This window comes from Phycisphaeraceae bacterium, assembly GCA_040222855.1.
Lineage (GTDB): Bacteria > Planctomycetota > Phycisphaerae > Phycisphaerales > Phycisphaeraceae > Mucisphaera.
In genome coordinates this window covers 414292-436855 of record JAVKCD010000025.1, presented here as the reverse complement: position 1 = coordinate 436855, position 22564 = coordinate 414292, and the positions used below count along the sequence as shown (strand labels likewise).

Below are 22564 nucleotides of genomic sequence, written 5' to 3'. Positions count from 1 at the left end.
CCTCAACACAACCAAGACCCCACGAGCCCCCGACGGAAGTCGGGGGGCACATCCCCGCACGCTGTCGCACACGATGCGCTTCAGCGCCGGGTGACACAATTTCTATCGCCGAAAGCGCGAAAAATTCATGACTTCCCCTGCGAAGCTCACGCCAGCGAGCGAAGCAGGGCTCTAATCCAACTCGTCCCAGTCCCACCGCGCTGGCATCATCCCCTCCCCCGCCTCGAAGGTCGGCTCCGCGTAGTTATTCTGCACCTCCGCCTCACTCAGCGCCCCATCATAAAACGCCACCCGATACAGCCTCCCCGTAAACGGCTCGTTGTACTTGTAAGCCTCCGCCCCAAGCCCAATCCCCCCTTGGTCATACCACGATGGCGCCCCGCCCCCGGACGTCGTGAACTGCAACCCCCCATCCACATAAAACTTCAGATCCACACCGTCATGAGTCACCACCAGCACCTGACGACCACCCGTCACGATGTTCGTCGTCTGCACCTGCTTATACCCCCCCGCCCGCCGGGTCTTCACGTTGTACTTCGTCTTCCGCTGCTCAATCTCGACATTCTCCTGATTCGCCGCCCCCGCAAACGATTGATAGCTCACTAGGTCCTGGTCGCCATTCTTCGTAATACTCCCCGGCTCGTAATCGATCACCAGCGAAAACGAGCCCGCCGCATTCACCGCATCCGAAACCTTCGTGATCACATTCGGCGACTCGATCGACGTGCTGTTCGTGATATGCACACCACCCCCCGGAATCCAATCCACCCGATCCAGGTCCTTGATAAACAGATGCGCCGGAATCCCATACCCCGACCGATCCTCCACCAACGTCGGGTCCGCCTCCGCCGAAGGCGTCGTACCCGACATCAACTCCGCCAACTGCGTCTCACTCAGCCGCGTGCTGTACATCCGAATGTCATCAATACGACCCTGAAACGGCCAGTTCCACCCGCCCGTCGTCTGATTCCCGGAAGACTGCTGCGCAACACCAAACGTCCACGGCTCCTCGTTACCCGTCCCCCCCGAGCTACCACCCAGACCTCCCGAGTAAGCCTCCGAGTCTCTGAGCACACCATCCAGATACAGCCTCGTCCCGCCCGAACCAAACACCAACGCACCATGATGCCACGTATCAACACTCACACCCGAAGCCGTCAGCGTCTTCGTCGAGTTCTTGCTCCCAAGAACCACTTTCAACGTGCTCCCATCCAGATGAAGATCCAGATGCCCACCCTGGTCATAACCACTCGAATCCTTGGAAACCAGCCCCTGCTTCCCACTCAGACGCTCCGGCCGAAACCAGAAACTCACCGTCCCACGCTCAATCTTAAAATCCGGATGATGCGGGACTTCAACAAAGTCGTCCACCCCATCAAACCAAAACGACGTACCACCGTCACCATAACCAGCCGCTGGCGCGACCACCCCACCTTGAGTCGATCCCCCGTGACCCGCCCGCAACTCGACCACAGCAAAGCCCGGGTTATTCGTATGCACGCCCGGCAAATCCAGATCAACATGAAACGACCCGTCCTGAATCACCAGATCATTCCCGGAGATCAACGACCCGTAAATCGCGCCACCGCTATTAATGTCGATGTCATCCGCCACATGAACCCGCCCCGCGATAACACCCCCATTGAGAGTCAGCTTCTCCCCTGCACTAGCCAACTCCAGCACCAAGTCAGCCGCCCGCGTCGAGTACGGGTTGATCGAACTGCCGTTGTCCAGCGTGATCTCACGCTCGACATGCAACAACAACGTCGCTCCCGACGCGAGCAAGACCTCACCGTTATTGATCCGAAAATCACCCGATACCTGAATCCGCACATCACCCCGAATCATCACCTCCGTGTTGTTGTTGATCGTCCAGTCATCAAAATGAAAGTCCGTCGATATACCATCACTCCCCAACACCATCACCCCACCGTTATCCGTCCTGCTACCCGTCGAACCCGGCATCCCCGCCGGCGGGGCAGGCGCTGAGACATCCGTGGCCGTAATCTGCAGATCAACACCACCCGTCACCGCCGCACCACTCGTCAGGTTCATCACCACCCCCTCGTCCGCCCCCGGCCCCAGCAGCAAGGTGCCCCCAAACGTCCCGCCCGACGACTCGACACTGTTCGACCCCGTCGTATTCGTCGTGATCAACGCCCCCTCGCCCTGATTAAGTCCCCCATACACCCCGGCACTCGATCGATAACTATCGATCCTCGCGTTGTTCCACAACTTCAGATCATCAGACACCGCAACACCACCCCCAGGCGGAATATCATCCAACGGCCAATGCACCAGCAACTGCGGCTCGATCGGATCACCCTGAATAAAGTTGTAAAACGCCAGCAGCCGCGCATCCCCAATCCGCGACCCTCCCGATGCCGACCACATCAACGAGTTCACCAGCAAATCACGACCCGCATCATTCAGATTCGCAAAGTCAAACGATGACCCGCCCCAAGGCAGCACCACCCGCCGCGCTGGCGTCACCGAACTGTCATCTCGAATACCCGCCGTCTCCAGCACCAACAACGCCCCATCCGACCCCGCAGTCGCCACCACCTCAGCGTCCGACGTGTCCGACACCGTATGCGCCGCCAGCGACGATGATCCATTCGTGATCTCGATCTCACCCAGCCCCAAACCATCAACAACCGGGTGCGCAGCATCCACCACCGTGATCGAGTCACCACTCCGCGTAGTACTGCCAGTCGAAGCCAAACCCACGTTGTCCGACAGCCCCAAAGACTCCGTTACCAGACCCAACGTGATGTCATTGAGCTTATTGCCAATCGTCGCCGAACTCGTTCCAGCAGGCACATAAACAACATCCGATTCCGCCACCGCATCCGCCAGGTCCCCACTCGACGCCGAAGAATCCACCAAAGACACCCCATAACCCTCACCCAGCAAAAACACGCGCCGAAGAGCCTCCTGCGCCGTCAGATGGTCTGGATCACCCACCACCATAAGCACCACCGGACCGCCACCCCCGATCGCCGGCCAGTACGCCCGCGACACCCGATGAGTCACCCCGCCCAGCGAGGCCGTCACCACCATCGTCACCGGGTCCGACACATCATCCATCAAATCCCCGTCACCATCGACCACACCATCACCATCCGCATCCACCCCATCCCACAACGTCACCGTCGCCCCCGCGAAACCGCCAACAACCTCCCCCTCCGTCAACAACGACCGCCAGTCCGCCTGCGCCTCCAGATAACGACTCACCGCATACAACGCCATCTCCGCATTGACACGAGCCGTCGCCTTCTTCTCAAGATTGTCCGAGATCGCCAGCGTCGTGCTCTGCGCCGACACAAACGCCAGCGCCATCGACGAGCCGATCGCCAACAACACCATCACCAGCAACAACGCCACACCACGACGACGTCCTCGCATCACAAACCTCCATCCCGCAGGCACGCAGCCGAGGCATAAACCTCACTTAGCGTCCCCGCCGTAAACGTCACCCGATACGACACCAAGCGTGCCTCCTGCGCATCCGCATCATCCAGCGCCAGCTCAAACCCCGCCACATCCCGCGACCAGTTCAACCCCACCATCGACCCCCCATCGATCCGATTCTCCGTCTCCGTCGCAAAGTCCGTCACCGCCAGGTCATATACAACATCCGCCACTCCGTCCGCAATCCCATACGCCTTCAACGTCTGATCCGACTCCACCGCCTCGATCCGAACCAGCTCCGCCAGACTCGGCTGCTCATCATCATCCGCATCCCCACGCCACAACACCACAAACCCGTCACCCACAGCAAGCACCGCATGTGCCTCCCGGACCTCCGCACCCACACGCGCCCCCACCGCCAACGACTTCCCCACCACCGACCGCAGATCCCGCTGCTCCTCCGCCGCATAAGTCAGCGCCGTCAACACCGTCGTACCCGCCAGCGCAATCACCGCCGATGCCGACACCGCCAGCAACAACTCCATCAACGTCAAACCGCGACGATGACCCCTCATCACACACCCCCATCCGGATCAGGCACAAACCGCCCCGCCGACCACGACCGACCATCCCCCAGCGACACCGTCACCAACACATTCAACCCATTCAGCGTCATCCCCAGATCAGCCACCGCCAGCGTCGTGCCCTCAAGGATTGTCACCGTCCGCGTGTACCCCTGATAAGCATCCGGCAACAGCACCCCCACATGATCCACCAACGCCCCAGGCTCCTCCGTCAAACCGTCATAGGCCTTCAAATCCGTGATCAGACTCCGAGTCACCGGCGGAGCCACCACCGCATCCGGGTCCGCCGGATACCCCAGCACCGACACCTCCTCCAACATCGCCTCCACCAACGTCATCGCCCGCGCCCGCTCCAATGCCGCCCGCGTCTGCATATGTCCCGCAGCCATCGCCTGCGTCAACGCCAACGTAATCAGCGCTAGCACCGTCGAGGCAATCATCACCTCAAGCAACGTAAACCCGCCCCGACCAACACGCTCTCGCATCAATGTCCGCATAACAACTCCAGCCAAGACCACCCACACACTCAACTGCATCGACCACCTTCACCACCCGATCCACCCAACCCCACCCCTCTTCCACCCGATACCACACACATGCTCCGAGCAACCCAATCACCCCGCTCAGCACGATCCGTTATCCGGGCCTTCACCCTCGTCGAACTCCTCCTCGTCATCACCATCATCGGCGTCATCATGGGCATGGCCGCTCCCATGCTCCGCGGGTCCGACGCCTCACGCATCCGCGACGCCGCACGACTCCTCGCCGCCGACCTCGACCTTGCCCGCTCCGAATCCATCGCCCACTTCGACGACCCCCGCCGACTCGTCATCGACGATGACAACCTCGGATACCACATCACCTTCGGCGACGGCTCCACACCCATCACCGACGCCATCACCAAAACCCCCTACACCGTCCGCTTCGGCACCGGCCGCGCCGCCGAACTCGCCTCCGTCTCCATCGCCTCCCACAACCTCGGCTCACCCCCCCAAATCGAGTTCGGCATCTACGGCCAGACCAACCTCCCCGCCGACGCCACCATCACCCTCGCCGCCGGCGACTACCGCATCACCCTCACCATCGACGCCGGCTCAGGCGACATCTACCTTGGCCAGGTCTCTAAACCCTGACCCACACCTCAACCCGAAGAACCACCTCGATAGAAAGATGAACCCCAGATACGAGCCCCAGGCGCCAAGCCTGGGGTCACGCAACCAAAAACAACGGGTGGCCGGGGTACGGCGCAGCCGGCACCCGGAATCCGACACCGCTAACCGACACGAACACACCTCTAATATTTCTCATCCTTCCTCCCACGAGCCCACGGCGCAAGCCGTGGGTGCCCGCTACATCACAGACTCATAATCGCACTTGGAGCCCTATAAGGAGTTCCTCAAGCACCCGAAAAACACGCCTCACTTAACCCATTCAAAGACCAACGATCAGAAACCACAATCCGGCACTGAATACAGCTAAAGCAATACACAGGTGAATCAAACCAAAAAACCACCTGATGACAGAAGGGTCACGGAGATCATCTCTCATTCGAAGGTGAATCATCCCAACACGTGAAGCAATTTTCGGCAACATAATACAGAATGCCTGCCAGGCAAAGATAAAGGCGGCTGAGCACAACAGTAAAGCAAGTGTGAATCGGGCGTATAGAGACTGCTGCCACGTCAGCCCTATGCCTCGGCTCAACCATAGGACGACAGGTAGATTCAGGAGGGATGCGAGACAGAGGGGTAGCACAATTAGCCGCACTCTGCGTTCACTGAGCTTCTTGGTGCTCTTCCCCCTCACACCACCCCCTCCAACCCACTCAACCCCAACGGCTCCTTCGCATAAAACCCCTCCGCATAATCGACCCCGATCCGGCTCCCCAGGTACCCGTTCATCTGCCGCAGCCACGCCACCACCTTACGGTTCTTCTCAGGCAGCACGAACTGCGTCTCGTACGCCTCGATCGCCGCGATCTTCACCTCCATCTCCTCCGACACGTCCATCAGAAAGTCAGGCGTCGTGATCCGCCTCAGATGCGTGCAGTCATAGTGAAACAGCCACTTCGGATACACCGGCGTCCCCGGCAGATCAATCTTCGTCAGCTTCGCATCAAACCGCGCATCCTCAATAATCCGCGTCGTCGCCCGATGATCCGGATGCGCATCCACCTCGTGAGGTACAAACAACATCTCCGCCCCAAACTCCCGGATCACCCCCGCCACCGCGTGCCGCGCCCCCAGCGTGTGCTCCACCTCTCGATTCTTCAGCCCCACCATCCGTCGCGAAACCCGCCCCGTCCCACCATCCAGAATCGCCGTCGCCCGCGTCCACTCCTTCTCCCGCTGCTCCACCGACCCCATAGGCGTCGGCTCACCATTCGTCATATCGACGATACAAACCTCATGCCCCTGCTTCGCCAACCGCGCAATCGTCCCCCCCATCCCCAACTCCTGATCATCCGGATGCGGACCAAACACCATGATCTTCGCCACAACAACCGCCTCTCTTAGGGTGCCACGCACCTTCAGGTGCGTGCCTCCACAACATCGCCCAACTCTAACCGACCAACCCCTCATACAACTCAAGCAACCTCCGATTCATCCCCTCCGCCCCAAAATGCTCCTCCACATGCGCCCGCCCCCGCGCCACCCTGCTGGCCTTTTCTTGCTCCGTCTCCTTGAGCGCCCCCACCAACGCGTCTCCCAGCGCCGCCACATCCCCCACCGGCACCACCCGACCCGTCGCCGCCAGCACCGCCGGGATCCCCCCCACGTCATACCCCACCGCTGCACACCCCGCCGCCAGCGCCTCAACCAGCACCCGGCTCTGCCCCTCCTGATACGAAGGCAGCACCACCACATCCACCCCCGCGTACACCTCACCCATCTCCGCCAACGGCACCAGTCCCAGCATCGCCACCCGATCCGCATGACCACACTCCGCCACCGCCCGCTCCACCCCCGCCCGATCAAACCCATCACCCACAAACACCACCCGCGCCTCCGGCCGCGCGCGCACGATCCTGTCCAACGCCCCTAAGAGGTCTCGATGACCCTTCAACGGGTCCAGCCGCGCCACCAGCGCAACCAACTCACTGCCCGCCGGAAACCCGCACCGTGCGCACATTCGATCGCCGAAAACGAGGTGGGGGGGGCGTTTGATTGACGAGAAGGACACGCCGGACGCCACAACCGAGCACTTCTGAGCCACTTCCGAAGCCGAAATGACGCCCTCGTGCGCAAACGCATCGACCATCGCCGCCGTGATCCCGATGAGGTGATCGCACCGCCGCGCCGCCCAACGCTCCAGCCCCACATACACCCGCCGCTTCAACGGGTTCATCCCCTCATGCCAAGGCAGACCGTGCACCGTGTGCAAGACCTTAGGCAACCCCGACTTACGCTCCGCCCACGCCGCCGCGCGACCCACAATCCCCGCCTTGCTCGAATGCGTATGCACCACCTCCGGCCGCACCTCACGCACCAACCGCCGCAGCGCCCCGTAACACCGCAAATCCTTCACCGGATGAACGCTACGAACCATCGACCCCACCTCATGCAGCACCGCCCCGCTCGCCCGCGCCTCCTCCAGCAGCGACCCCTCCGGCCCCTCAATCGGCCCGTAAGCCAGGTGCACCTCATGCCCCGCCGCCACCTGACCCGCACAACTCAGCACCGTGTTCTGCTGCGCCCCGCCCAGGATCAGCCGCGTGATAATATGCAGGACCCGCATCTCTAAACCCTTGCTTGAACAACGCTTCCGTCGTCATCAAGATCCCCCGGATACCAGACCCTCTCCAGCCACAACCCCGTCGCCGGCGCCGTCGGACCCGCCAGCCGCCGATCCCGCGCTGCCAGAATCTCATCCACCCGCTCCGGCCCCGTGTGCCCCCGCCCCACCTCAATGAGCGTCCCCACGATGATCCGCACCGTGTTGTACAAAAACCCATCCCCCTCCGTAACAACATGCACCTCGCCCCCCGCCGCGCGCTCCACCTCACACCGAAAAATCGTCCGCAACGTCGACTCCCGCCCGTGACCCGCCGCCGACAACCCTTCAATATCGTGAGTCCCGACAAGCTTTTGCGCTGCACGGTTCATCCGGTCCAGGTCCAGCGCCTCCCGGTAATGCCACACCAGCTTCCGCGTCCCCAAAGGCCGCGAGCCCAGCGTATGCAACCGATACCGATACCGCTTCTTCACCGCATCCCGAATCGCATCAAAACCATCCGGCGCACAAACCACCGTGCGCACTTCCACATCCTCCGGCAGCCGCGAGTTGATCGCGTGCGCCATCCGCTCATAAGGAATCGGGCTCGCCGCATCAAAGTGCGCCGTCTGACCCATCGCGTGCACCCCCGAGTCCGTCCGGCTCGCCCCCACCAGATTCACCCGCTGCCGCATCACCCGCGTCAGCGTCGATTCCACCACTCCCTGAACCGTTCGATAGGGATCCTGCCCCGGTGGCTCCTGCTTCTGCCAACCACAAAAATCGGCACCATCGTAAGCAATCGTCATCCGATACCGCTTCACCGGCACATCCCGCAGAAACGCGGGGCGCACTTCATCCTCCGATCCACCCGCATCACCCTCAACGTCCGGGGGCATCGACGCACTCACGCCTGCATCGTTCCCGGATCGATCCCCAAGCCCTTGCACCACGCCCGGTAGCGGTCCGGCAGGATCTCAGAAGGCTTGATCTCCGAGCGTCCGCCCCAGAAGACGTTGGTGTAGCTCACCTCGATCCCAGCCTGAAGCAGGTGCTCATCAATCGCCGCCTTGTGGGCCAGCACCTTGTCTTTTTCCTGCCCGTGCGCCACGCCCATGATGTTGACGCCATTGAACTCCGGCCCGCCTTCGCGCCAGTAAGCGTGAGTCATAATGTGATGACGCCCGACCTCCTTGCCCGTCTCGACCTCGCGCCCTGCCGGCACCCGCCAGTGGAACAGCGCATTAAAACTCGCCACACGCTGCTGCCCCGCCACCTTCTTATGGTGCTCCAGAAACGTCGAGAACCGACCGATCACGCCCTTGACCTGCAGCGAATCCGCTCCGGCAAAAAACTCTTCCAGCGACAGCCCGGCCTTCGCCGCACGGGCTGACCACGGGTCCGCGTGGACCTCCTCGGGCTGGAACTCGTCCTTGAGCACCGGCAGCGTCTTCCACTCCAACGCATCGAGTTCAACCGGGATCGCGTCCATCGCGCGACCAGGCTCATCGGAGCGGCTGCCCGGTTCCATGCCCTTCCTGCGGACATGCCCCACGCCAAGCGCGAACAGCTTCTTCGCCGGCATCGCCTTGAACGCCTCGGCAGCGGTCTTTTTCAGCAGAAACGCGCAGTGTTTATCCAGGTCGTAACCCTGCGGGACCTTCACCGTGGTCCAGAGCCGATAAGCCGCTCCCGGCGAGTCCGCATCCGTCGAACGGATCACCACGTGTCCCGAGAACGGGTCGTTCTGCGACATCCAGTCGAAGGTGGCATCAAGCCGGTCCGCAGGCACTTTCCACGCCACCAGCGCTCCGGGCGCAAGGCTGGTGGCCAGAACGGTCTGGCGGACCCGCCGGATGACACCGGCTTCGAGCATCGCGCGGATGCGCTCGCAGACAAGGTCTTCATCCAGGCCCGAAGCCCTGGCGATCGCTGCAAACGGATCGCGGACAAAACCCTGGATGCGGTCTTCAGAGACGGCGAGAACCTGAGCGTTCACAGGATCATCGACGTTGATCGGCGTGGCTTGCGTGGTCATCGCTAGATTGTAGGGCGATTCGCGGGCGGGCTCAGGCGTAGTCGAAACCGTTATCGCGGAAGTGGACGTGAGGGTCCTTATCTGTGGCGTGGCCAGCCTTCACCTTGCCAATAAACAAGTCGTGATCGCCTTCGACATCGAGATGGCAGGAGAGCTCGCACTCCATAAACGCGCTGCACCCAGAGAGGATGGGGAGATCGCGGATGCTGCCGTGGATCAACTCGAAACCGAGAAACGGGTCTTCGCCGGGCTCGAACTCCTTGGCGAACTTCCGCTGGATGATGCGGTCGTCGGCGGCGATCTGGCAGAGGGCAAAGTGGCGCGATTCGCTAAGCAAGGGGAGGATCGAGCGTCCCTTGGCAACGGCGACACAAACCATCGGGGGCTCGAAGCAGACCTGCTGGACCCAACTTGCGAGCATGCCGAGTCGGTGGTCTTCATGGCTGGCGGTGAGAACGAAGAGCCCCAAAGGGATTCGGCCCAGGGCGGCACCGATGCTTTCGCGAGTTTGATACGACATGCGTGCCTCGGCTTTCGATGCGAGCATAATCGGGGGCATCGCCGGTGTCCACGGCAGAGGCCGGTGATGGAGTAGTCTTTGTTGATGCGGCCCGATGGCATCATCTTCGATCTGGACGGGACTCTGGTGGACTCGCTAGCTGAGATCGCCTGGGCGGCGAATCGCGCCAGGGCCGCGATTGATCTTGAAGCATTGCCCGCTGATGCGTATCGGCCGTGGATTGGTCTGGGGCTGCGGCATCTGGTGGCGTCGATGCTCGGCGATGAACTGGACCACCGGATCGATGACCTCGTGGTTGGCATCCGGACCGTCTACGAGACGCACTCCGGCGAACGTGCCGCGGCTTATCCGGGGATTGAGCCCCTCATCGCTTCGCTCCGCGAGCTTGGTGTGCCTCTCGCGGTTCTGACGAACAAGCCCCACGGCCCGGCGCAGCGGCTGGTGGCTCACCGCTTTGATCAGGGTGTTTTTGGGTCTGTGATCGGGCAGCGGGAGGGCATTGAGCCTAAGCCCGATCCGGCGGGGGCGATGGAGATCGTCGAAGAGCTGGGCGGGGTTCCGGAGCGATGGTGGTTCGTGGGCGATATGACGATCGATATCGAGACGGCCCGGCGGGCAGGGATGCGAAGTATGGGTGTGACGTGGGGCTTTGCCGGCGGAAACGATGTCGCAGTGGAGCTGCGGGCGGCGGGAGCTGAAGCGATTGTTGATCGGCCTGACGAAGTCCTCTTGACTATTGGGCTGGCTTAGCACGCTGCCATTTATCGATCGGACTTCGGACCCAGCGGGGCGACTCGGCCTAGCACCTCGGCGGCCTCGTCGAGGGAGGCCCGCCACTCGATGTAGGCGTAGGGGATGCGGTGGCTGTCGTGAAGGTCGCGGAGGCGAGACATGAAATGCTCGTAGGTGTCCTGCTGCCATACCTCGGTGCCGGGTTCGCAGAAAAAGACACGGCAGCCAAGTGGTCGGATGGTGTGAACGGTGCAGAGTCTGTCGTGCTGATAGACACAAGCGGGCTTGCTCGCCGTCAGGATCGGTAGCCCCCCCCCGCGTGGGTCGTGGGGCTTGCTCATCGTTGTTGGTGAGACATGAAGCAGGAAGCGGGCGGTTTCGAGAGCGGTGACGTAGAGGCGGTGTTTGTAGCCATCAAAATCGCAGCAGCGGCCGGACTGGTCGCAACGCGGCGAACGGTCGGCGACGGCCTGATCAAGGTTGGCGTAGAGGTCGGCGATCGCGCCATCGACATCAGCGTTTCGGGCGGCGGCGAAGCAGTGGGTCCAGAGATCGTGGCGGTCGGGGTCCATGGCTAAAGCCGGCGGTCGCTGAGGTCGCGGCGGATACGGATCTCGTCGGCGGGGACGAAGGTGCCTTTGCCCGCCATGCCCTGCTTCATGCCTGGGCAATGACCGGCGGATTGCTCCCAGTCTTCCGGCGAGCGCAGGTTGCTCGGCCAGAAGGGCCAGGTGCGGCACTGAGTCGGCCGGGTTTTGTAGATGGAGCACCCTGCTTTGGTGTGGTCATCGTTCCAGGTCAGGAAGATGCAATCGTAGAGCTTGCCGCGTTTTTTCTCTTTCAGGGACCAGCGGCCGAACTTCTTGATGGCGTAGTCGCGGAGGAAGGTTTTTTCGGAAATGCCCAGGTCCTTGGCAATGGCCTGGCCTTCTTCGGGGGTGAACCAGACGAAGCCGGTGGGGCCGGTGCAGCAGTTGCCGCACTGGGTGCACTCGAAGCGGAGGCCGGGCTCGTACCAGTCTGTTTTGTTGGTCGTTTCGGGCGTGGTGGTCATGGGCTAGAAGCCTGCTTTCATGGCCATGAGGCCGTCCTGATGTTCTTCGCGGGTGAGGGCGGTGAGGTGGACCGAGACGTTCTCGGCGAGGGATCGCAAGTCGTACCCGCCTTCGAGAACGGAGACCAGTCGGCCGTCGCAGAGTTGCTCGGCGAGCTGCTTGGCCTGGCGGGTCATCCAGCGGAAGCCCTCGGTGGTGACGTTCATGTGGGCGAGCGGGTCGCCTTCAGCGGCGTCGAAGCCAGCGGAGATGAGGATGAACTGGGGCTGGTAATCGCGGACAACGGGTTCGAGGTGATCGGTCCAGACCTGCCGGTAGCGGGCATCGTCGGCGTGGGGGTCGAGAGGGAGGTTGAGGGTGAAGCCTTCGCCGTCGCCTGTGCCCTTCTCGTGGGCGTAGCCGGTGCCGGGGTAGAGGGTCATGGGGTGTTGATGAAGGTTGATGCAGAAGATGTCGCTGCGGTGTTCGGTGAGGTGCTGGGTGCCGTTGCCGTGGTGGACGTCCCAGTCGATGACGACAACGCGGGTGAGCCGGTGGTGTTCGATGAGGTAGTTGGCGGCGATGGCGACGTTACCGAAGAGGCAGAAGCCCATCGAGCGGTCGTATTCAGCGTGGTGACCGGGTGGGCGGACGAGGCAGAGGGCGTTGTGGACGGTGGCGGACATGACGGCGTCGATGGCGGCGAGGATTCCTCCAACGGCGAGTTGGGCGACCTCGGCGGAGTCGGCGCAGAGCCCGCCATCGTGCTCGTCGAGTCCGGTCTTTCCGGTGCGGTAGGCCTCAAACACGCGATCGACGTAGCGGGGGGCATGAATGGCGTCGATCCACCGGCGGTCGGCCTTGTCGAAGGCCAGGTGCTCGACTTCATCCCACTGGTGGGTGGCTTTGAGACGCTCGACGATGGCTTGCAGACGCTCGGCCCGCTCGGGGTGACCGGGGGCGGTGCGGTGATCGAGGAAGCGGTCAGAATAGATGAGCCCGGTGGCCATTGGCACATTATGACGGGGAATCGGGCCTGGCGCAGCGGAACAAGGTGTCGCGTGCGGTCTGGGGGGTCTGTAGGGTTTGCGCTGGCCGTCTCGACAGGTAGCTAGATAATCAGTTTGGATGGCGCGAAGCTGAATCGTAGGATTCTGGCAGGGGGCGTGGTGGCCTTCTGATTGGAGTCGTTGGATGGTTGATCAGGCGATCGGACAACCTAACGTGCAGCGTGCGTGGTCGTCGCCTTGGTGGCGGCGGTCGGCGACGCTTGCGCTGATCTGGTCGGCGCTGCTGGTGTACGGCGGGCTGATACCGTTCGATTTGAGTTGGCCGCCAACCGTTTATTCGCAAGCGTATGACAGTGAGTCGATCGGAAGCACAGCCCAGGTAATTGGCTACGCGTTGACGAAACCGCTTCGGTGGTACGTGTACCGCGAGGGCCATGTATCGAGTTGGGGGCTGCCGGAGTGGCTGTCGGATGGTTTTTTGAATGCGGCGATCTTCTTCCCGCTTGGTGTGATGTGGATGCTGGCGCTGCGGCCACGGCTGGGTTTCAACGCGGGGCTTGGCGTCAGTGTCATGCTGGCGGGGTTGCTGAGCTGGGGGATCGAGACCGGACAGGCGTTCTCGGTCGCGAGGGTGTCGGCACTCAATGATGTGTTGGTGAATACCGGCGCCGCGGCGGCCGGGGCGGTGCTGGCGCTGCCAGCTCGGAGGATGTTCCTGAGCGTGAGTCTACTTGGTTATGCCTTGCTGACGCCCGTGGTGCATCGGGTCGCGGATGGGCTGCGTGTGGTTCGGCGTGATCCGGCGTTGCGATCTTTGTTTGTAGGGGGTGTTGTACTGCTGGGCTTGCTGGTGACCGTCATGCTGGCACGCGTCGTCGATACCGGCGGGGGTGAGGTGCCGCTGGCGGGGGTGTGGGAGCGATCCTACGAGGTCGGCGCATCACAGATGGTGATCGCGGTCATGGGTTACGGGTTGGTGGGCCTGCTGGCGGTAGCGCTGGTGGTCAAGCCGAAGGAGCAGCAGGGCTGGAAACGTGTGCTGCTCGTGGCCGGGTTGCTGGCGTTTGGTTACGAGGTCGTTCGCGCGACGGTGCTGGGTGTCCGGATGGATTTCACGCTGGCGCTCATGGCGGTCGGTTCGTTGGGGCTTGTGATGGCGATGAGTCTGGGTTTGATCCACGCGGTACGTCTGGCGTGTCGTCGGCGGGAATCGTCGAAAGTCGAGGCTGATCGAAGGCGGCGATCACACGATTACAGCTTCAGGATTGGGACGTAACCTGGAGTTTGCCCTCTCCTCCTCACGTGGTGCCACGGGTCTAAGCGGCCCGTGGCGCTTTGGGGTTGAGTTCAGTTTTCGCCAAGGACTTTTTTCCTGCGGAGGATGTGGTGATAGTGCTGGGCGAAGCGGTGGGCTTCGTCGCGGATGGCCTGACAGAGTTTGAGGCCTGCATTCTCTCGGCCGAGACGGATGGGCTCGGACCTGGCCTGGGCGTAGATGAGTTCTTCTTTTTTGGCCAGTGAGATGACCATGGGGGGTCGGACGTCGAGGGTCTCGAAGACTTCGAGGGCGGCGTGGAGTTGGCCGAGCCCGCCATCGATGATGATGACGTCGGGATAGAGCTCATTGCCGGCACCTGCCTCGCGGTAGCGGCGGGAGACGACCTCGCGGATGGAGGCGTAGTCGTCGTTTCCGCCTTCGACGGTCTGGATGCGGTAGCGGCGGTATTCGTTTTTCAGGGGCCGTCCATCGACGAAGCAGACCTTGGAGCCGACGGTCTCATTGCCGTGGAGGTGGGCGATGTCGATGCACTCGACGCAGCGGATGGGGTCTTCGATGGCGAGGGTCTTGCGGAGGGATTCGAGCCCTTTGGCGGGATCGGCGCAGAAGGTCTCGGTCTCGGGTTGCCAGCCGTCGCGGCGGTCGCCGCGGTCGTCGAGTTTCTCGATGGCACGGATCTGGTCGCGGACGATAGCGGCGCGCTCGAAGTCGAGGACTCTTGAGGCCTGCGTCATCTCGTCGCGGAGTTCACGGAGGACGACCGAGCGTTTGGAATCGAGGAAGCGGAGGAGTCTTTGGATGTCGGCGCGGTAGGCGTCCTTGGAGATCCGGGCCCCGCAGGGTGCGGAGCATTGTTTGATGGGGTAGAGCAGGCAGGGTCGGAAGTGCTTGAGGGATTCGTCGTCTTCGCGGATGTCGAGGGTGCAGGTTCTAAAGCGGAAGATGCGTTGGAGGATCTGGACGGCATCGCGCAGGGCGTAGACGGAGGTGAAGGGGCCGTAGACGCGGGCACCCTTGTATTGCGGGTCGGTGGGCTGGCGGGTGATGAAGACGCCCGGGAACTCGTCGCGGAGGGTAATCACGAGGTAGGGGAAGGTCTTGTCGTCGGTGAGTCGGGCGTTGAAGCGGGGGTGGATGTCCTTGATGAGGCGGTTTTCGGTCAGTAGGGCTTCCCACTCGGATTCGCACTCGAGGGTCTCGAAGTCCTCGACGAGATCGAGCATGGGGGCCTTCTTGGGGCCAAGATTGCCCGAGCGGGCGGCGGATGGGACGAAGTAACTGGCCACGCGGGCGGGGAGAATGGAGGCCTTGCCGACGTAGATGACAACGCCTTTGGCGTCTTTCATGAGATAGACGCCCGGCACGCGTGGGAGAGCGTGGGCTTTGAGCAGGAGCTGGTCGAGGATGGGGCGTCGGGCGGTCACGGGATCATGTTAGGTCCGTGACGGATCAAGCGGCCTTGCGGGCCGATTGACTGGAGCTTTCGCCTAAGACGATCGACGGGAGTCCGGCAAGGGCCTGATTCCATCCACCCATGGCTTCGATGCGTTGCCGAGCCGCGGTGGCGACGGCTTGCCTATGCGTGGTGTGGGTCAGGATGTGGTTGATCTGATGGGCCCAGTCGTCGGCGTTTCGAGCGACCAGAAGCTCCTCGCCGGCTTTGGCATCGACGCCTCGCGCGGCCTGAGGCGTGCAGATCACGGCGCGCTGGCAGGCCATGGCTTCGAGGACTTTGTTCTGGACACCGCGGGCGGTAAGCAGGGGTGCGACCACGGCGGTGACGGTGCGGAGTTGTTCGCGGACATCATCGACGGCCCCGACGACGGTGACGCCATCGAGTGAACCAAGGGCGCGGACGGATCGGGCGGGAGAGCGGCCGATGATCTTGAAGGTGGCGCCGGGGCAGGTCTGGCGGGCACGAGGGAGCACGCGGCGGGCGAACCAGTCGGCGGCCTCGATGTTGGGCCAGTAGTTCATCACGCCAACGAAGGCGAGGGTTTTGCCGTGGTAATCGGGGAGCGGAGCGAAGCGGGTGAGATCGACGCCATTGGGGACTACTTTGAGGTTTCCGCCGCCAACGCGGTCGAGGTAGAGCCGTCGTTCGGCTTCAGTGACGAGCAGCACGGCATCGGCGGAGGTGCCCTGCTCGCGTTCGAGGCCTTGCAGACGGTGGGCTTCGGTTTTGAGGACCTCGCTCAGGGGCCACGGGGCGCGTTTGGCGAGTTCGGACCATTTGGCGCTGTCGACATCAACCAGATCGACGATCAGGCGTGGCCTATTGGGGCCATCGAGCATGCCTTTGAGGTAGGTCAGCATGCCGGAGCAGAAAACGTAGATGGCGTCGAAGGGTTGCTGCTTGTGCCAGGCGAGGACTTTGCGGTGGAGGTTATCTCGGGAGAACCAGGCGGGCGTGATGGCCTTGCCCTGAGCCCAAGAGACTCCGCCTCGGACAAGGCTGCCAGCGCGGGTGATGGGCTGGATGGCGGATTGCTGGGTCATGGCGGAGAGCTTGGCGTGCGATTCCCGGCTCAGCGGAGCGTCCGATAGGCAGGCCAGGGAGACGTCGGCGTGCTGGGCGAGGGCGCAGAGGATGTGCCACGATCGGATGCGGTCGCCACGGTCGGGCGGGTGCGGGACGCGATGAGTGAGCATGAGGACGCGAGGGCGGCTGTTTCCCTGGCGTCCGTTGGCGATGCGATGAGATGCTTGTGTCATGGAGGGCTCCCCGAACGCTCTGCGTCCGTCCTGAAACATCGGGTGGTTGATGTGTCGAGGTGCAGGATGGCGGGTGGATCGCGGCCATGCCGATAAGGCGAGCATGAGTCTTGCATCCATGAACATCATGGCGTCCGGGAGGGATGGGTTGGTGGTGCTGGCCGACCACTGGGGGCGGCATCCGTCATCGGCGCAGCATCTGGTGCAGCATTTCATGGCGTCGTATGAGGTGAGCTGGATCAACACGGTGGGGACCCGGCGGCCGAGTTTTAGCTGGTCAGATGCGCGGCGGGCGGTGGGGTATGTGATGGGTCGGTTTCAGAAGGCTGAATCAACAGACACTCAAGATGGCTCTGGGCCGGAGGTTCTGAGCCCGCTGATGTATCCAGGGTTTCGGTCGGGTTGGCAGCGAGCGATGAACCGGCGTTTGATGCAGCGGGCGATCAGCGGGAGTCGCGCGGCGAAGTGCGGACGGACGATCGGGGTTACGACGCTGCCGATTGCTGCAGATGTGGTGGGGATGGGTGGCGTCGATCGGTGGGTGTACTACGCGGTGGATGATTTCTCGGCGTGGCCGGGGCTGGATCACCAGGTGATGCGGGATATGGAGGCGGAGTTGGTGGGGAAGGTGGATCGGGTGGTGGCCGTATCGGAGCGGATCCGGGAGCGGATGTCGGCGATGGGGGGCGAGGCAGAGCTGTTGACTCATGGGATAGATCTCACGCATTGGAATGCTGCTGGGGCGCGTTCATCGGTGCCGTGGGCGAGTGATCAGCGGCCGGTGCTGTTGTTCTGGGGTGTGATTGACCGACGTCTGGATGTGGGGTGGTGCGAGCGGCTGAGTTCGTTGGGGCATCTGGTGCTGGCGGGGCCTGTCCAGGACCCGGACCCGAGGCTCAAGTCACTCGAAGGTGTGACGTGGCTGGGGCCGGTGGCTTACGGCGAGCTGCCAGCGCTGGCGCAGCGGGCGGATGTGCTGGTGATGCCTTATGCGGACCTGCCGGTGACGCGGGCGATGCAGCCGCTGAAGTTCAAGGAGTACATGGCGACGGGGCTGCCGGTAGTGGCCCGGGCTTTGCCTGCGGTGCATGAGTGGGCGGATGCCGCGGACCTTGTTGTGGATGAAGCGGGTCTAGTCGTAGCGGTAAGGCGCGGGTTGCAGAATGGTCTCACTGAGCGGCAGCGGTCGGCGCGTCTTCGGCTGGCGGATGAGGGATGGGAGGCGAAGGCCATGCAGCTTGATGCCGTCATACGGGGGTTGTACGAGCCTGAGACATCTCGGGTTGGCATGGCTGCGTGAGGGTTTGTCCTGTTGCTGGACTTTGGCCAGCACTTAGACTGCATCCTTATATATGCACTGGTTTCTTTGGTTGAAAGGGTGTTCATGCTGCGCTTTCTTGTGGGTGTTGTGCTGGCGGGTGTGCTGATGCATGGATGGGGAATGGTCTCGTGGATGGTGTTGCCTTTTCATGAACAGACGATGAAGCCGATCAAGATGGACAGCCCAGTGGTTTCGTCGATCCGCGATCTGGGGATCGAGGAGGAGGGTTTTTATTACTTCCCGCCTATGCCTGAAGATTGGTCGGATGAAGCTCAGTTGGAGGCTTATGAGGCAGCTCACGCCGAAGGACCGGCGGCCTACCTGATCGTGCAGCCGAACCCAGGCCCGCCCATGCCTGTGGCGATGATCGCGGTGGGTTTTGGAAGCCAGGTGCTGGCGGCCTTGCTGGCTGGACTGGTGCTGGCACTGGGGCCTGGCTCGGGGGTATGTCAGCGGTATGTGGGGGTCGTGCTGATGGGCGCGATTGTGGCGGTGGTGGCGGATGGTGCAGCCTGGAACTGGATGTTGTATCCGACGGATTATTCCGTGGTGATGGGGGCCGATCGTGTAGCGGCTTTTGCTCTGGGTGGGATCCCGCTGGCCTTGCTCCCGCTGCGGCGAGGCGGGCTTGGCGTTGCCGATAAGGACTCGGCGTCACAATCAGAGGGTTGATTCATGGGCCCATCCGATGAGATGGTGGGGCCGTGTGTTGGCTCTCCATTGTGTTCTCGGACGAGGTGCATCCAGCGTGATCCAGGCCCTGAAACGAGTCTATTGGCATGTATGTGGTCGACTGCGAAAGTGGTGGGACCCGCCAAGCATCAGTCTGTCGCCGGGGTCGTGGCTTGATGATGTGGTGAAGATCACGGCGTTTGAGGGCGACGCGGGTGGGCACCTGGTGATGGTTGATGGCGGGGCGCATACCGGGGACATGGCTCGTCGGTTTCTCGCCCGTTTTCCCGGCCTGGAGGTTCACGCGTTCGAGCCCAACACGGACCTTCAAGCGAGGCTTGAGGCGAATCTATCAGGTGTTCCGGGGACGATTCAGCAGTCGGCGATCGGGGATCGGACGGGATCGACAACGATCGAGATCAACAGCTCGCCGATGACCAGTTCGGTGCTGCCGGTGAATGCACTGAGTCGGCAATACTTCCCGGATGCCACCGAGCCGGGTCAGCGGCGGACGGTGCCTATCACGCGCCTTGATGATTGGTTCAAGGCATCGGGCCTGAGCCACGTGGACATCTTGAAACTCGATCTCCAGGGGTACGAGCGTCAGGCGCTCGAGGGCGCGCATGAGTTGCTCCGTCAGGGCGTGGGCTGTGTGGTGCTGGAGGTGAACTTCGCGGCGTTTTATGAGGGGTGCTCGCTGTTTGCTGAGGTCGACTCGGTGCTGCGTGAGGAGGGGTATGAGCTTTTCAATCTATACAACGTGTGCACGCACCGGCCGGTGAATCACATCGGCTCTGCGGACGCGATCTATGTGAAGCGTGAACGCCTCATGCGGATGATTCAGGGTGGGGATTCTGATTCGTGCGACGCGGCACTGAAGCTGGCTGCGTGAGTCCTGGGTGTTGGTGATCGGTACACTCGGTGGGTGATCCAGTGGCTGATTCGATCTCAGGTCTATCTCGCAGCGGGTGCCGGTCTGCTGACGGCGGGGTCGCTGGTGCGTCTGGGTGGGGACCCGTGGAGGCTGACTTCGGCGTGGGTGTTTCTGGCCACGCTGACGTTCTACAACGCGGCGCGTTCGGCTCCTGTGCTGCCTGGCGAGTGGGTGAGGCTGAGGCTGCTGCCTGTGGTGATCCTGGGGTTGGTCACGGGCATATTGACACTCTGGCTGCTACCGGGTCAGCAACTGGTGGTGGTGGTGCTGAGTGTGATGGCGCTGCTGTACCTCGTGCCAATCATCAGCCGTCGGGCCGGGTCACTCCGGCAGGCCGGGCTGCTCAAGGTTCCGCTGGTGGGTGTGGTGTGGGCTGGCGTCACGGCGGGGCTGCCGGTGATCGAGGTCGAGCCAGCCGGTTTTGAGTGGATTTGGCTGGTCGCAGAACGAGCTGTGTTCATTGCGGCGTTGACCCTGCCGTTTGAGCTGCGGGATCGACGTTCAGACCGTGAGGCAGGGCTTCGGACGCTGGCGCATGTCATGCGGCCATCGAGTCTCAGGCGGCTCGGGGCCCTGATGCTGATGCTGAGCCTGCTGGTGTCGGCGCTGAGCCCGGTGGACCGTTCTGGCGTTGGCTGGGCTGCGGTCGTGCTGGCTCATGGCCTGGCGATCGGTTTGACCCTCAAGGCGACCTCGCGATCGCATGCATTGTTCGATGTGGGGCTTGACGGGACGATCCTGATTCTGGCCGCAGGGGCGTGCATTTCTTGACATAGGGGGCGGTTACGCTAAATTGACAGGTCAGCCTCGGCATGTCGCCGGGGCGGCCGAGGTGCTGCTATGTCGCACAGGTGGTCTATGGTTGAGCGTGTTGGAGCGGTACTCCCGTGATCGGGGGCGCTCCAAACATCCTCGCAGCCGATACCCGACGGATTGGGGCCTACGGGCTCCGTTTCTTCACAGGGAGTCGGTTGATGACCTGACCGCCCTACTCCCGGGCCCGACCCGGACGTAGCACGCCAAGGCCACGAGGAGTTTACCTCGTGGTTTTTTGTTTTTTGTGGCCCGCCTGATGGGCCTCGACATCCCGGTCGCTGGCCAGAGGCCAGCTCGCGTTAAGGAATCTGTGATGATGAACGGTAGTGAGATGCTCCGCCTGATCGACTCGATCTCGCGTGACCGCAACATTGATAAGGAACTGCTTTTTCAGGATATCGAGCAGGCGATGGTGTCTGCGGCGCGCAAGCACTACAACGCGGTGGACACCGAAGACTTCTCCTGCGAGTTGGATCGGCTTAACGGTCAACTGCGGTTGTTCCGGGGCCAAGACCCGATCGATCTGGTGGAGTTGGGTCGTATCCCGGCTCAGACCGCCAAGCAGGTCATGATCCAGCGATTCCGCGAGGACGAGCGGGAGAGCATCTACAACGAGTTTATTGACCGCGTCGGCGAGATCGTGACCGGAACGGCTCAGCGCTATGAAGGTGGGGCTCTTGTGGTTTCGATGGGCACACGGGCGGAAGGCTTTATGCCCCGCTCGGAGCAGATCCCCGGCGAGCAACATCAGCCCGGCGAGCGTGTGCGGTGTCTGATTCTCGATGTCCGCGACGCAGGTCACCAGGTCAAGATCGTGCTGAGCCGTGCGAGCCCTGATTTCATCAAGCGACTGTTCGAGGTCGAGGTTCCCGAAGTCGCTGAGCGGATTATCGAAGTCCGCGCGATGGCACGCGAGCCCGGCCATCGGACCAAGATCGCCGTGGCTTCGATCGACTCGAAGGTTGACGCTGTCGGCGCGTGTGTAGGCGTGCGGGGCAGCCGGATCAAGAACATCGTTGATGAGCTTGGCGGCGAGAAGATCGACATCGTTCGCTGGAATGATTCGAGCCAGATACTGATCCAGAACTCACTCAAGCCCGCGGAGGTCGTCGAGATCTCGCTGTGTTTTGAGCTGGGGCGAGCGACGGTGATTGTCAATGACGATCAGCTGTCGCTGGCGATCGGCAAGCGTGGTCAGAATGTTCGGCTAGCGGCGCGCCTGACCAACTGGGATGTGGACATTCTCACGCCGCCTGAGTTCTCGAAGAGCCTGGACATCATGGAGACGACGCTCAAGGAGGTCGAGGGCGCTTCGGAAGAGCTGATCGACCGATTGGCCGCTTTGGGTGTCATCAGCGTGTTCGATGTCGAGGAAGTCGGAGCGACTTATCTGGTCGAGACCCTGGATGTCGAAGAGGGTATCGCCGAAGCGATGGTCGCGGCCTGCACCGAGCGAGCGAAAACGGTCGCTGAGGAACAGGAGCGAGAGAAGCAGGAAGCCGAGCGTCAGCAACGTCAGCAGTATGTCGCGACGCCTTCGGGCATTGACGACCTGCTTGGCGGCGGAGCGATTGAGCCGGGGTCCAAGAACCCTGCCGACCCGGGCACGGACATCGTCGAGTTGCTGGAGCAGCGGAATCTCGTTGAAGAACCGTCCGGCGATGAGACTGAGGCTGTCGATAAGACGGCGACGGATGATGAAGCGTCGGTTGAAGCTGACGCAGAAAGCAGCGAGCAGACCTCACCACGCTGATTGGCGCTGGTGAGCGGGTTTGTCAGGA

Annotated in this window: 21 protein-coding genes; 8 read left to right on the top strand and 13 right to left on the bottom strand. The window is 62.4% G+C overall.

Annotated features, from left to right (window positions below; all coding sequences use genetic code 11):
* Positions 1–171: 171 nt before the first annotated feature.
* Genes RIG82_11595 through RIG82_11585 form a run of 3 tightly spaced genes read right to left on the bottom strand, consistent with a single transcriptional unit; the run spans position 172 to position 4495 of the window.
* Positions 172–3408, bottom strand: coding sequence for a LamG domain-containing protein (locus tag RIG82_11595; protein MEQ9461582.1), 3237 nt, complete (start codon positions 3406–3408; stop codon positions 172–174).
* Positions 3408–3989 carry a prepilin-type N-terminal cleavage/methylation domain-containing protein gene (locus RIG82_11590; protein MEQ9461581.1) on the bottom strand — a complete coding sequence of 194 codons (582 nt, stop codon included), beginning with the start codon at positions 3987–3989 and terminating at the stop codon, positions 3408–3410. Before RIG82_11590 ends, RIG82_11595 begins: the two co-directional genes overlap by 1 nt.
* On the bottom strand, positions 3989–4495 hold the full coding sequence (locus tag RIG82_11585; protein MEQ9461580.1) for a prepilin-type N-terminal cleavage/methylation domain-containing protein: 507 nt from the start codon (positions 4493–4495) through the stop codon (positions 3989–3991). Before RIG82_11585 ends, RIG82_11590 begins: the two co-directional genes overlap by 1 nt.
* A gap of 99 nt (positions 4496–4594) precedes the next feature.
* Here RIG82_11585 and RIG82_11580 point away from each other — a divergent pair, with 99 nt between their 5' ends.
* Positions 4595–5131 (top strand): prepilin-type N-terminal cleavage/methylation domain-containing protein, encoded by a 537-nt coding sequence (locus RIG82_11580; protein ID MEQ9461579.1) that lies wholly within the window; start codon positions 4595–4597, stop codon positions 5129–5131.
* A 669-nt stretch (positions 5132–5800) separates the two neighbouring features.
* Here RIG82_11580 and RIG82_11575 read toward each other — a convergent pair.
* The 5 genes from RIG82_11575 to RIG82_11555 are packed head-to-tail and all read right to left on the bottom strand — an operon-like array spanning position 5801 to position 10297.
* A complete protein-coding gene (locus RIG82_11575) occupies positions 5801–6526 on the bottom strand; it encodes a PIG-L family deacetylase (protein MEQ9461578.1) in 726 nt (241 codons plus the stop codon).
* Positions 6527–6560: 34 nt separating this feature from the next.
* The gene (locus RIG82_11570) at positions 6561–7736 is read right to left on the bottom strand and encodes a glycosyltransferase (GenBank protein MEQ9461577.1); all 1176 of its coding nucleotides are present in this window, start codon (positions 7734–7736) and stop codon (positions 6561–6563) included.
* A gap of 2 nt (positions 7737–7738) precedes the next feature.
* Positions 7739–8611 carry a tRNA pseudouridine(38-40) synthase TruA gene (truA, locus tag RIG82_11565; GenBank protein MEQ9461576.1) on the bottom strand — a complete coding sequence of 291 codons (873 nt, stop codon included), beginning with the start codon at positions 8609–8611 and terminating at the stop codon, positions 7739–7741.
* Between the two features lie 8 nt (positions 8612–8619).
* The gene (locus RIG82_11560; GenBank protein ID MEQ9461575.1) at positions 8620–9750 is read right to left on the bottom strand and encodes an Lrp/AsnC family transcriptional regulator; all 1131 of its coding nucleotides are present in this window, start codon (positions 9748–9750) and stop codon (positions 8620–8622) included.
* A 31-nt stretch (positions 9751–9781) separates the two neighbouring features.
* Positions 9782–10297, bottom strand: a complete 516-nt coding sequence (locus RIG82_11555) for a flavin reductase family protein (protein ID MEQ9461574.1) — start codon at positions 10295–10297, stop codon at positions 9782–9784.
* 57 nt (positions 10298–10354) lie between these two features.
* On the opposite strand from RIG82_11555, the gene RIG82_11550 reads away from it, so the two are divergent.
* On the top strand, positions 10355–11020 hold the full coding sequence (locus tag RIG82_11550; protein MEQ9461573.1) for an HAD family hydrolase: 666 nt from the start codon (positions 10355–10357) through the stop codon (positions 11018–11020).
* Positions 11021–11031: 11 nt separating this feature from the next.
* Here the strand turns inward: RIG82_11550 and RIG82_11545 are convergent, their stop codons facing one another.
* Genes RIG82_11545 through RIG82_11535 form a run of 3 tightly spaced genes read right to left on the bottom strand, consistent with a single transcriptional unit; the run spans position 11032 to position 13046 of the window.
* Positions 11032–11574: a YkgJ family cysteine cluster protein gene (locus tag RIG82_11545; GenBank protein ID MEQ9461572.1), complete on the bottom strand. Its 543-nt coding sequence runs from the start codon at positions 11572–11574 to the stop codon at positions 11032–11034.
* 2 nt (positions 11575–11576) lie between these two features.
* Positions 11577–12056, bottom strand: coding sequence for a YkgJ family cysteine cluster protein (locus RIG82_11540; GenBank protein ID MEQ9461571.1), 480 nt, complete (start codon positions 12054–12056; stop codon positions 11577–11579).
* A 3-nt stretch (positions 12057–12059) separates the two neighbouring features.
* Positions 12060–13046: a histone deacetylase gene (locus tag RIG82_11535; GenBank protein ID MEQ9461570.1), complete on the bottom strand. Its 987-nt coding sequence runs from the start codon at positions 13044–13046 to the stop codon at positions 12060–12062.
* 184 nt (positions 13047–13230) lie between these two features.
* Between RIG82_11535 and RIG82_11530 the strand changes: the two genes are divergently transcribed.
* Positions 13231–14322: a VanZ family protein gene (locus tag RIG82_11530; GenBank protein ID MEQ9461569.1), complete on the top strand. Its 1092-nt coding sequence runs from the start codon at positions 13231–13233 to the stop codon at positions 14320–14322.
* A gap of 71 nt (positions 14323–14393) precedes the next feature.
* Here RIG82_11530 and RIG82_11525 read toward each other — a convergent pair whose 3' ends face one another.
* Together RIG82_11525 and RIG82_11520 are read right to left on the bottom strand one after the other, a co-directional pair.
* Positions 14394–15749 carry an excinuclease ABC subunit UvrC gene (locus RIG82_11525; protein MEQ9461568.1) on the bottom strand — a complete coding sequence of 452 codons (1356 nt, stop codon included), beginning with the start codon at positions 15747–15749 and terminating at the stop codon, positions 14394–14396.
* A 25-nt stretch (positions 15750–15774) separates the two neighbouring features.
* Entirely contained in the window at positions 15775–17040 is a 1266-nt protein-coding gene (locus RIG82_11520; GenBank protein MEQ9461567.1) for a TIGR03087 family PEP-CTERM/XrtA system glycosyltransferase, read from the bottom strand.
* Between the two features lie 103 nt (positions 17041–17143).
* Between RIG82_11520 and RIG82_11515 the strand changes: the two genes are divergently transcribed.
* The 5 genes from RIG82_11515 to nusA all read left to right on the top strand — a co-directional run bounded on the left by RIG82_11515 (position 17144) and on the right by nusA (position 22536).
* Entirely contained in the window at positions 17144–18340 is a 1197-nt protein-coding gene (locus tag RIG82_11515; GenBank protein ID MEQ9461566.1) for a glycosyltransferase, read from the top strand.
* A gap of 84 nt (positions 18341–18424) precedes the next feature.
* Positions 18425–19033 carry a hypothetical protein gene (locus RIG82_11510; protein MEQ9461565.1) on the top strand — a complete coding sequence of 203 codons (609 nt, stop codon included), beginning with the start codon at positions 18425–18427 and terminating at the stop codon, positions 19031–19033.
* A gap of 76 nt (positions 19034–19109) precedes the next feature.
* A complete protein-coding gene (locus RIG82_11505; GenBank protein MEQ9461564.1) occupies positions 19110–19925 on the top strand; it encodes an FkbM family methyltransferase in 816 nt (271 codons plus the stop codon).
* A 33-nt stretch (positions 19926–19958) separates the two neighbouring features.
* Entirely contained in the window at positions 19959–20738 is a 780-nt protein-coding gene (locus RIG82_11500) for a UbiA family prenyltransferase (protein MEQ9461563.1), read from the top strand.
* A gap of 358 nt (positions 20739–21096) precedes the next feature.
* Complete coding sequence (gene nusA, locus RIG82_11495; GenBank protein ID MEQ9461562.1) at positions 21097–22536, top strand: transcription termination factor NusA; 1440 nt, start codon at positions 21097–21099, stop codon at positions 22534–22536.
* The last annotated feature ends 28 nt before the right edge of the window (positions 22537–22564 follow it).

Bases quoted from the DNA above. Each gene is read 5' to 3' on its own strand.
- RIG82_11595 (MEQ9461582.1), bottom strand. From the start codon at position 3,408: ATGCGAGGACGTCGTCGTGGTGTGGCGTTGTTGCTGGTGATGGTGTTG.
- RIG82_11590 (MEQ9461581.1), bottom strand. From the start codon at position 3,989: ATGAGGGGTCATCGTCGCGGTTTGACGTTGATGGAGTTGTTGCTGGCG.
- RIG82_11585 (MEQ9461580.1), bottom strand. From the start codon at position 4,495: ATGCGGACATTGATGCGAGAGCGTGTTGGTCGGGGCGGGTTTACGTTG.
- RIG82_11580 (MEQ9461579.1), top strand. From the start codon at position 4,595: ATGCTCCGAGCAACCCAATCACCCCGCTCAGCACGATCCGTTATCCGG.
- RIG82_11570 (MEQ9461577.1), bottom strand. From the start codon at position 7,736: ATGCGGGTCCTGCATATTATCACGCGGCTGATCCTGGGCGGGGCGCAG.
- truA (MEQ9461576.1), bottom strand. From the start codon at position 8,611: ATGCCCCCGGACGTTGAGGGTGATGCGGGTGGATCGGAGGATGAAGTG.
- RIG82_11560 (MEQ9461575.1), bottom strand. From the start codon at position 9,750: ATGACCACGCAAGCCACGCCGATCAACGTCGATGATCCTGTGAACGCT.
- RIG82_11555 (MEQ9461574.1), bottom strand. From the start codon at position 10,297: ATGCTCGCATCGAAAGCCGAGGCACGCATGTCGTATCAAACTCGCGAA.
- RIG82_11550 (MEQ9461573.1), top strand. From the start codon at position 10,355: ATGCGGCCCGATGGCATCATCTTCGATCTGGACGGGACTCTGGTGGAC.
- RIG82_11545 (MEQ9461572.1), bottom strand. From the start codon at position 11,574: ATGGACCCCGACCGCCACGATCTCTGGACCCACTGCTTCGCCGCCGCC.
- RIG82_11540 (MEQ9461571.1), bottom strand. From the start codon at position 12,056: ATGACCACCACGCCCGAAACGACCAACAAAACAGACTGGTACGAGCCC.
- RIG82_11535 (MEQ9461570.1), bottom strand. From the start codon at position 13,046: ATGGCCACCGGGCTCATCTATTCTGACCGCTTCCTCGATCACCGCACC.
- RIG82_11530 (MEQ9461569.1), top strand. From the start codon at position 13,231: ATGGTTGATCAGGCGATCGGACAACCTAACGTGCAGCGTGCGTGGTCG.
- RIG82_11520 (MEQ9461567.1), bottom strand. From the start codon at position 17,040: ATGACACAAGCATCTCATCGCATCGCCAACGGACGCCAGGGAAACAGC.
- RIG82_11515 (MEQ9461566.1), top strand. From the start codon at position 17,144: ATGAGTCTTGCATCCATGAACATCATGGCGTCCGGGAGGGATGGGTTG.
- RIG82_11510 (MEQ9461565.1), top strand. From the start codon at position 18,425: ATGCTGCGCTTTCTTGTGGGTGTTGTGCTGGCGGGTGTGCTGATGCAT.
- nusA (MEQ9461562.1), top strand. From the start codon at position 21,097: ATGATGAACGGTAGTGAGATGCTCCGCCTGATCGACTCGATCTCGCGT.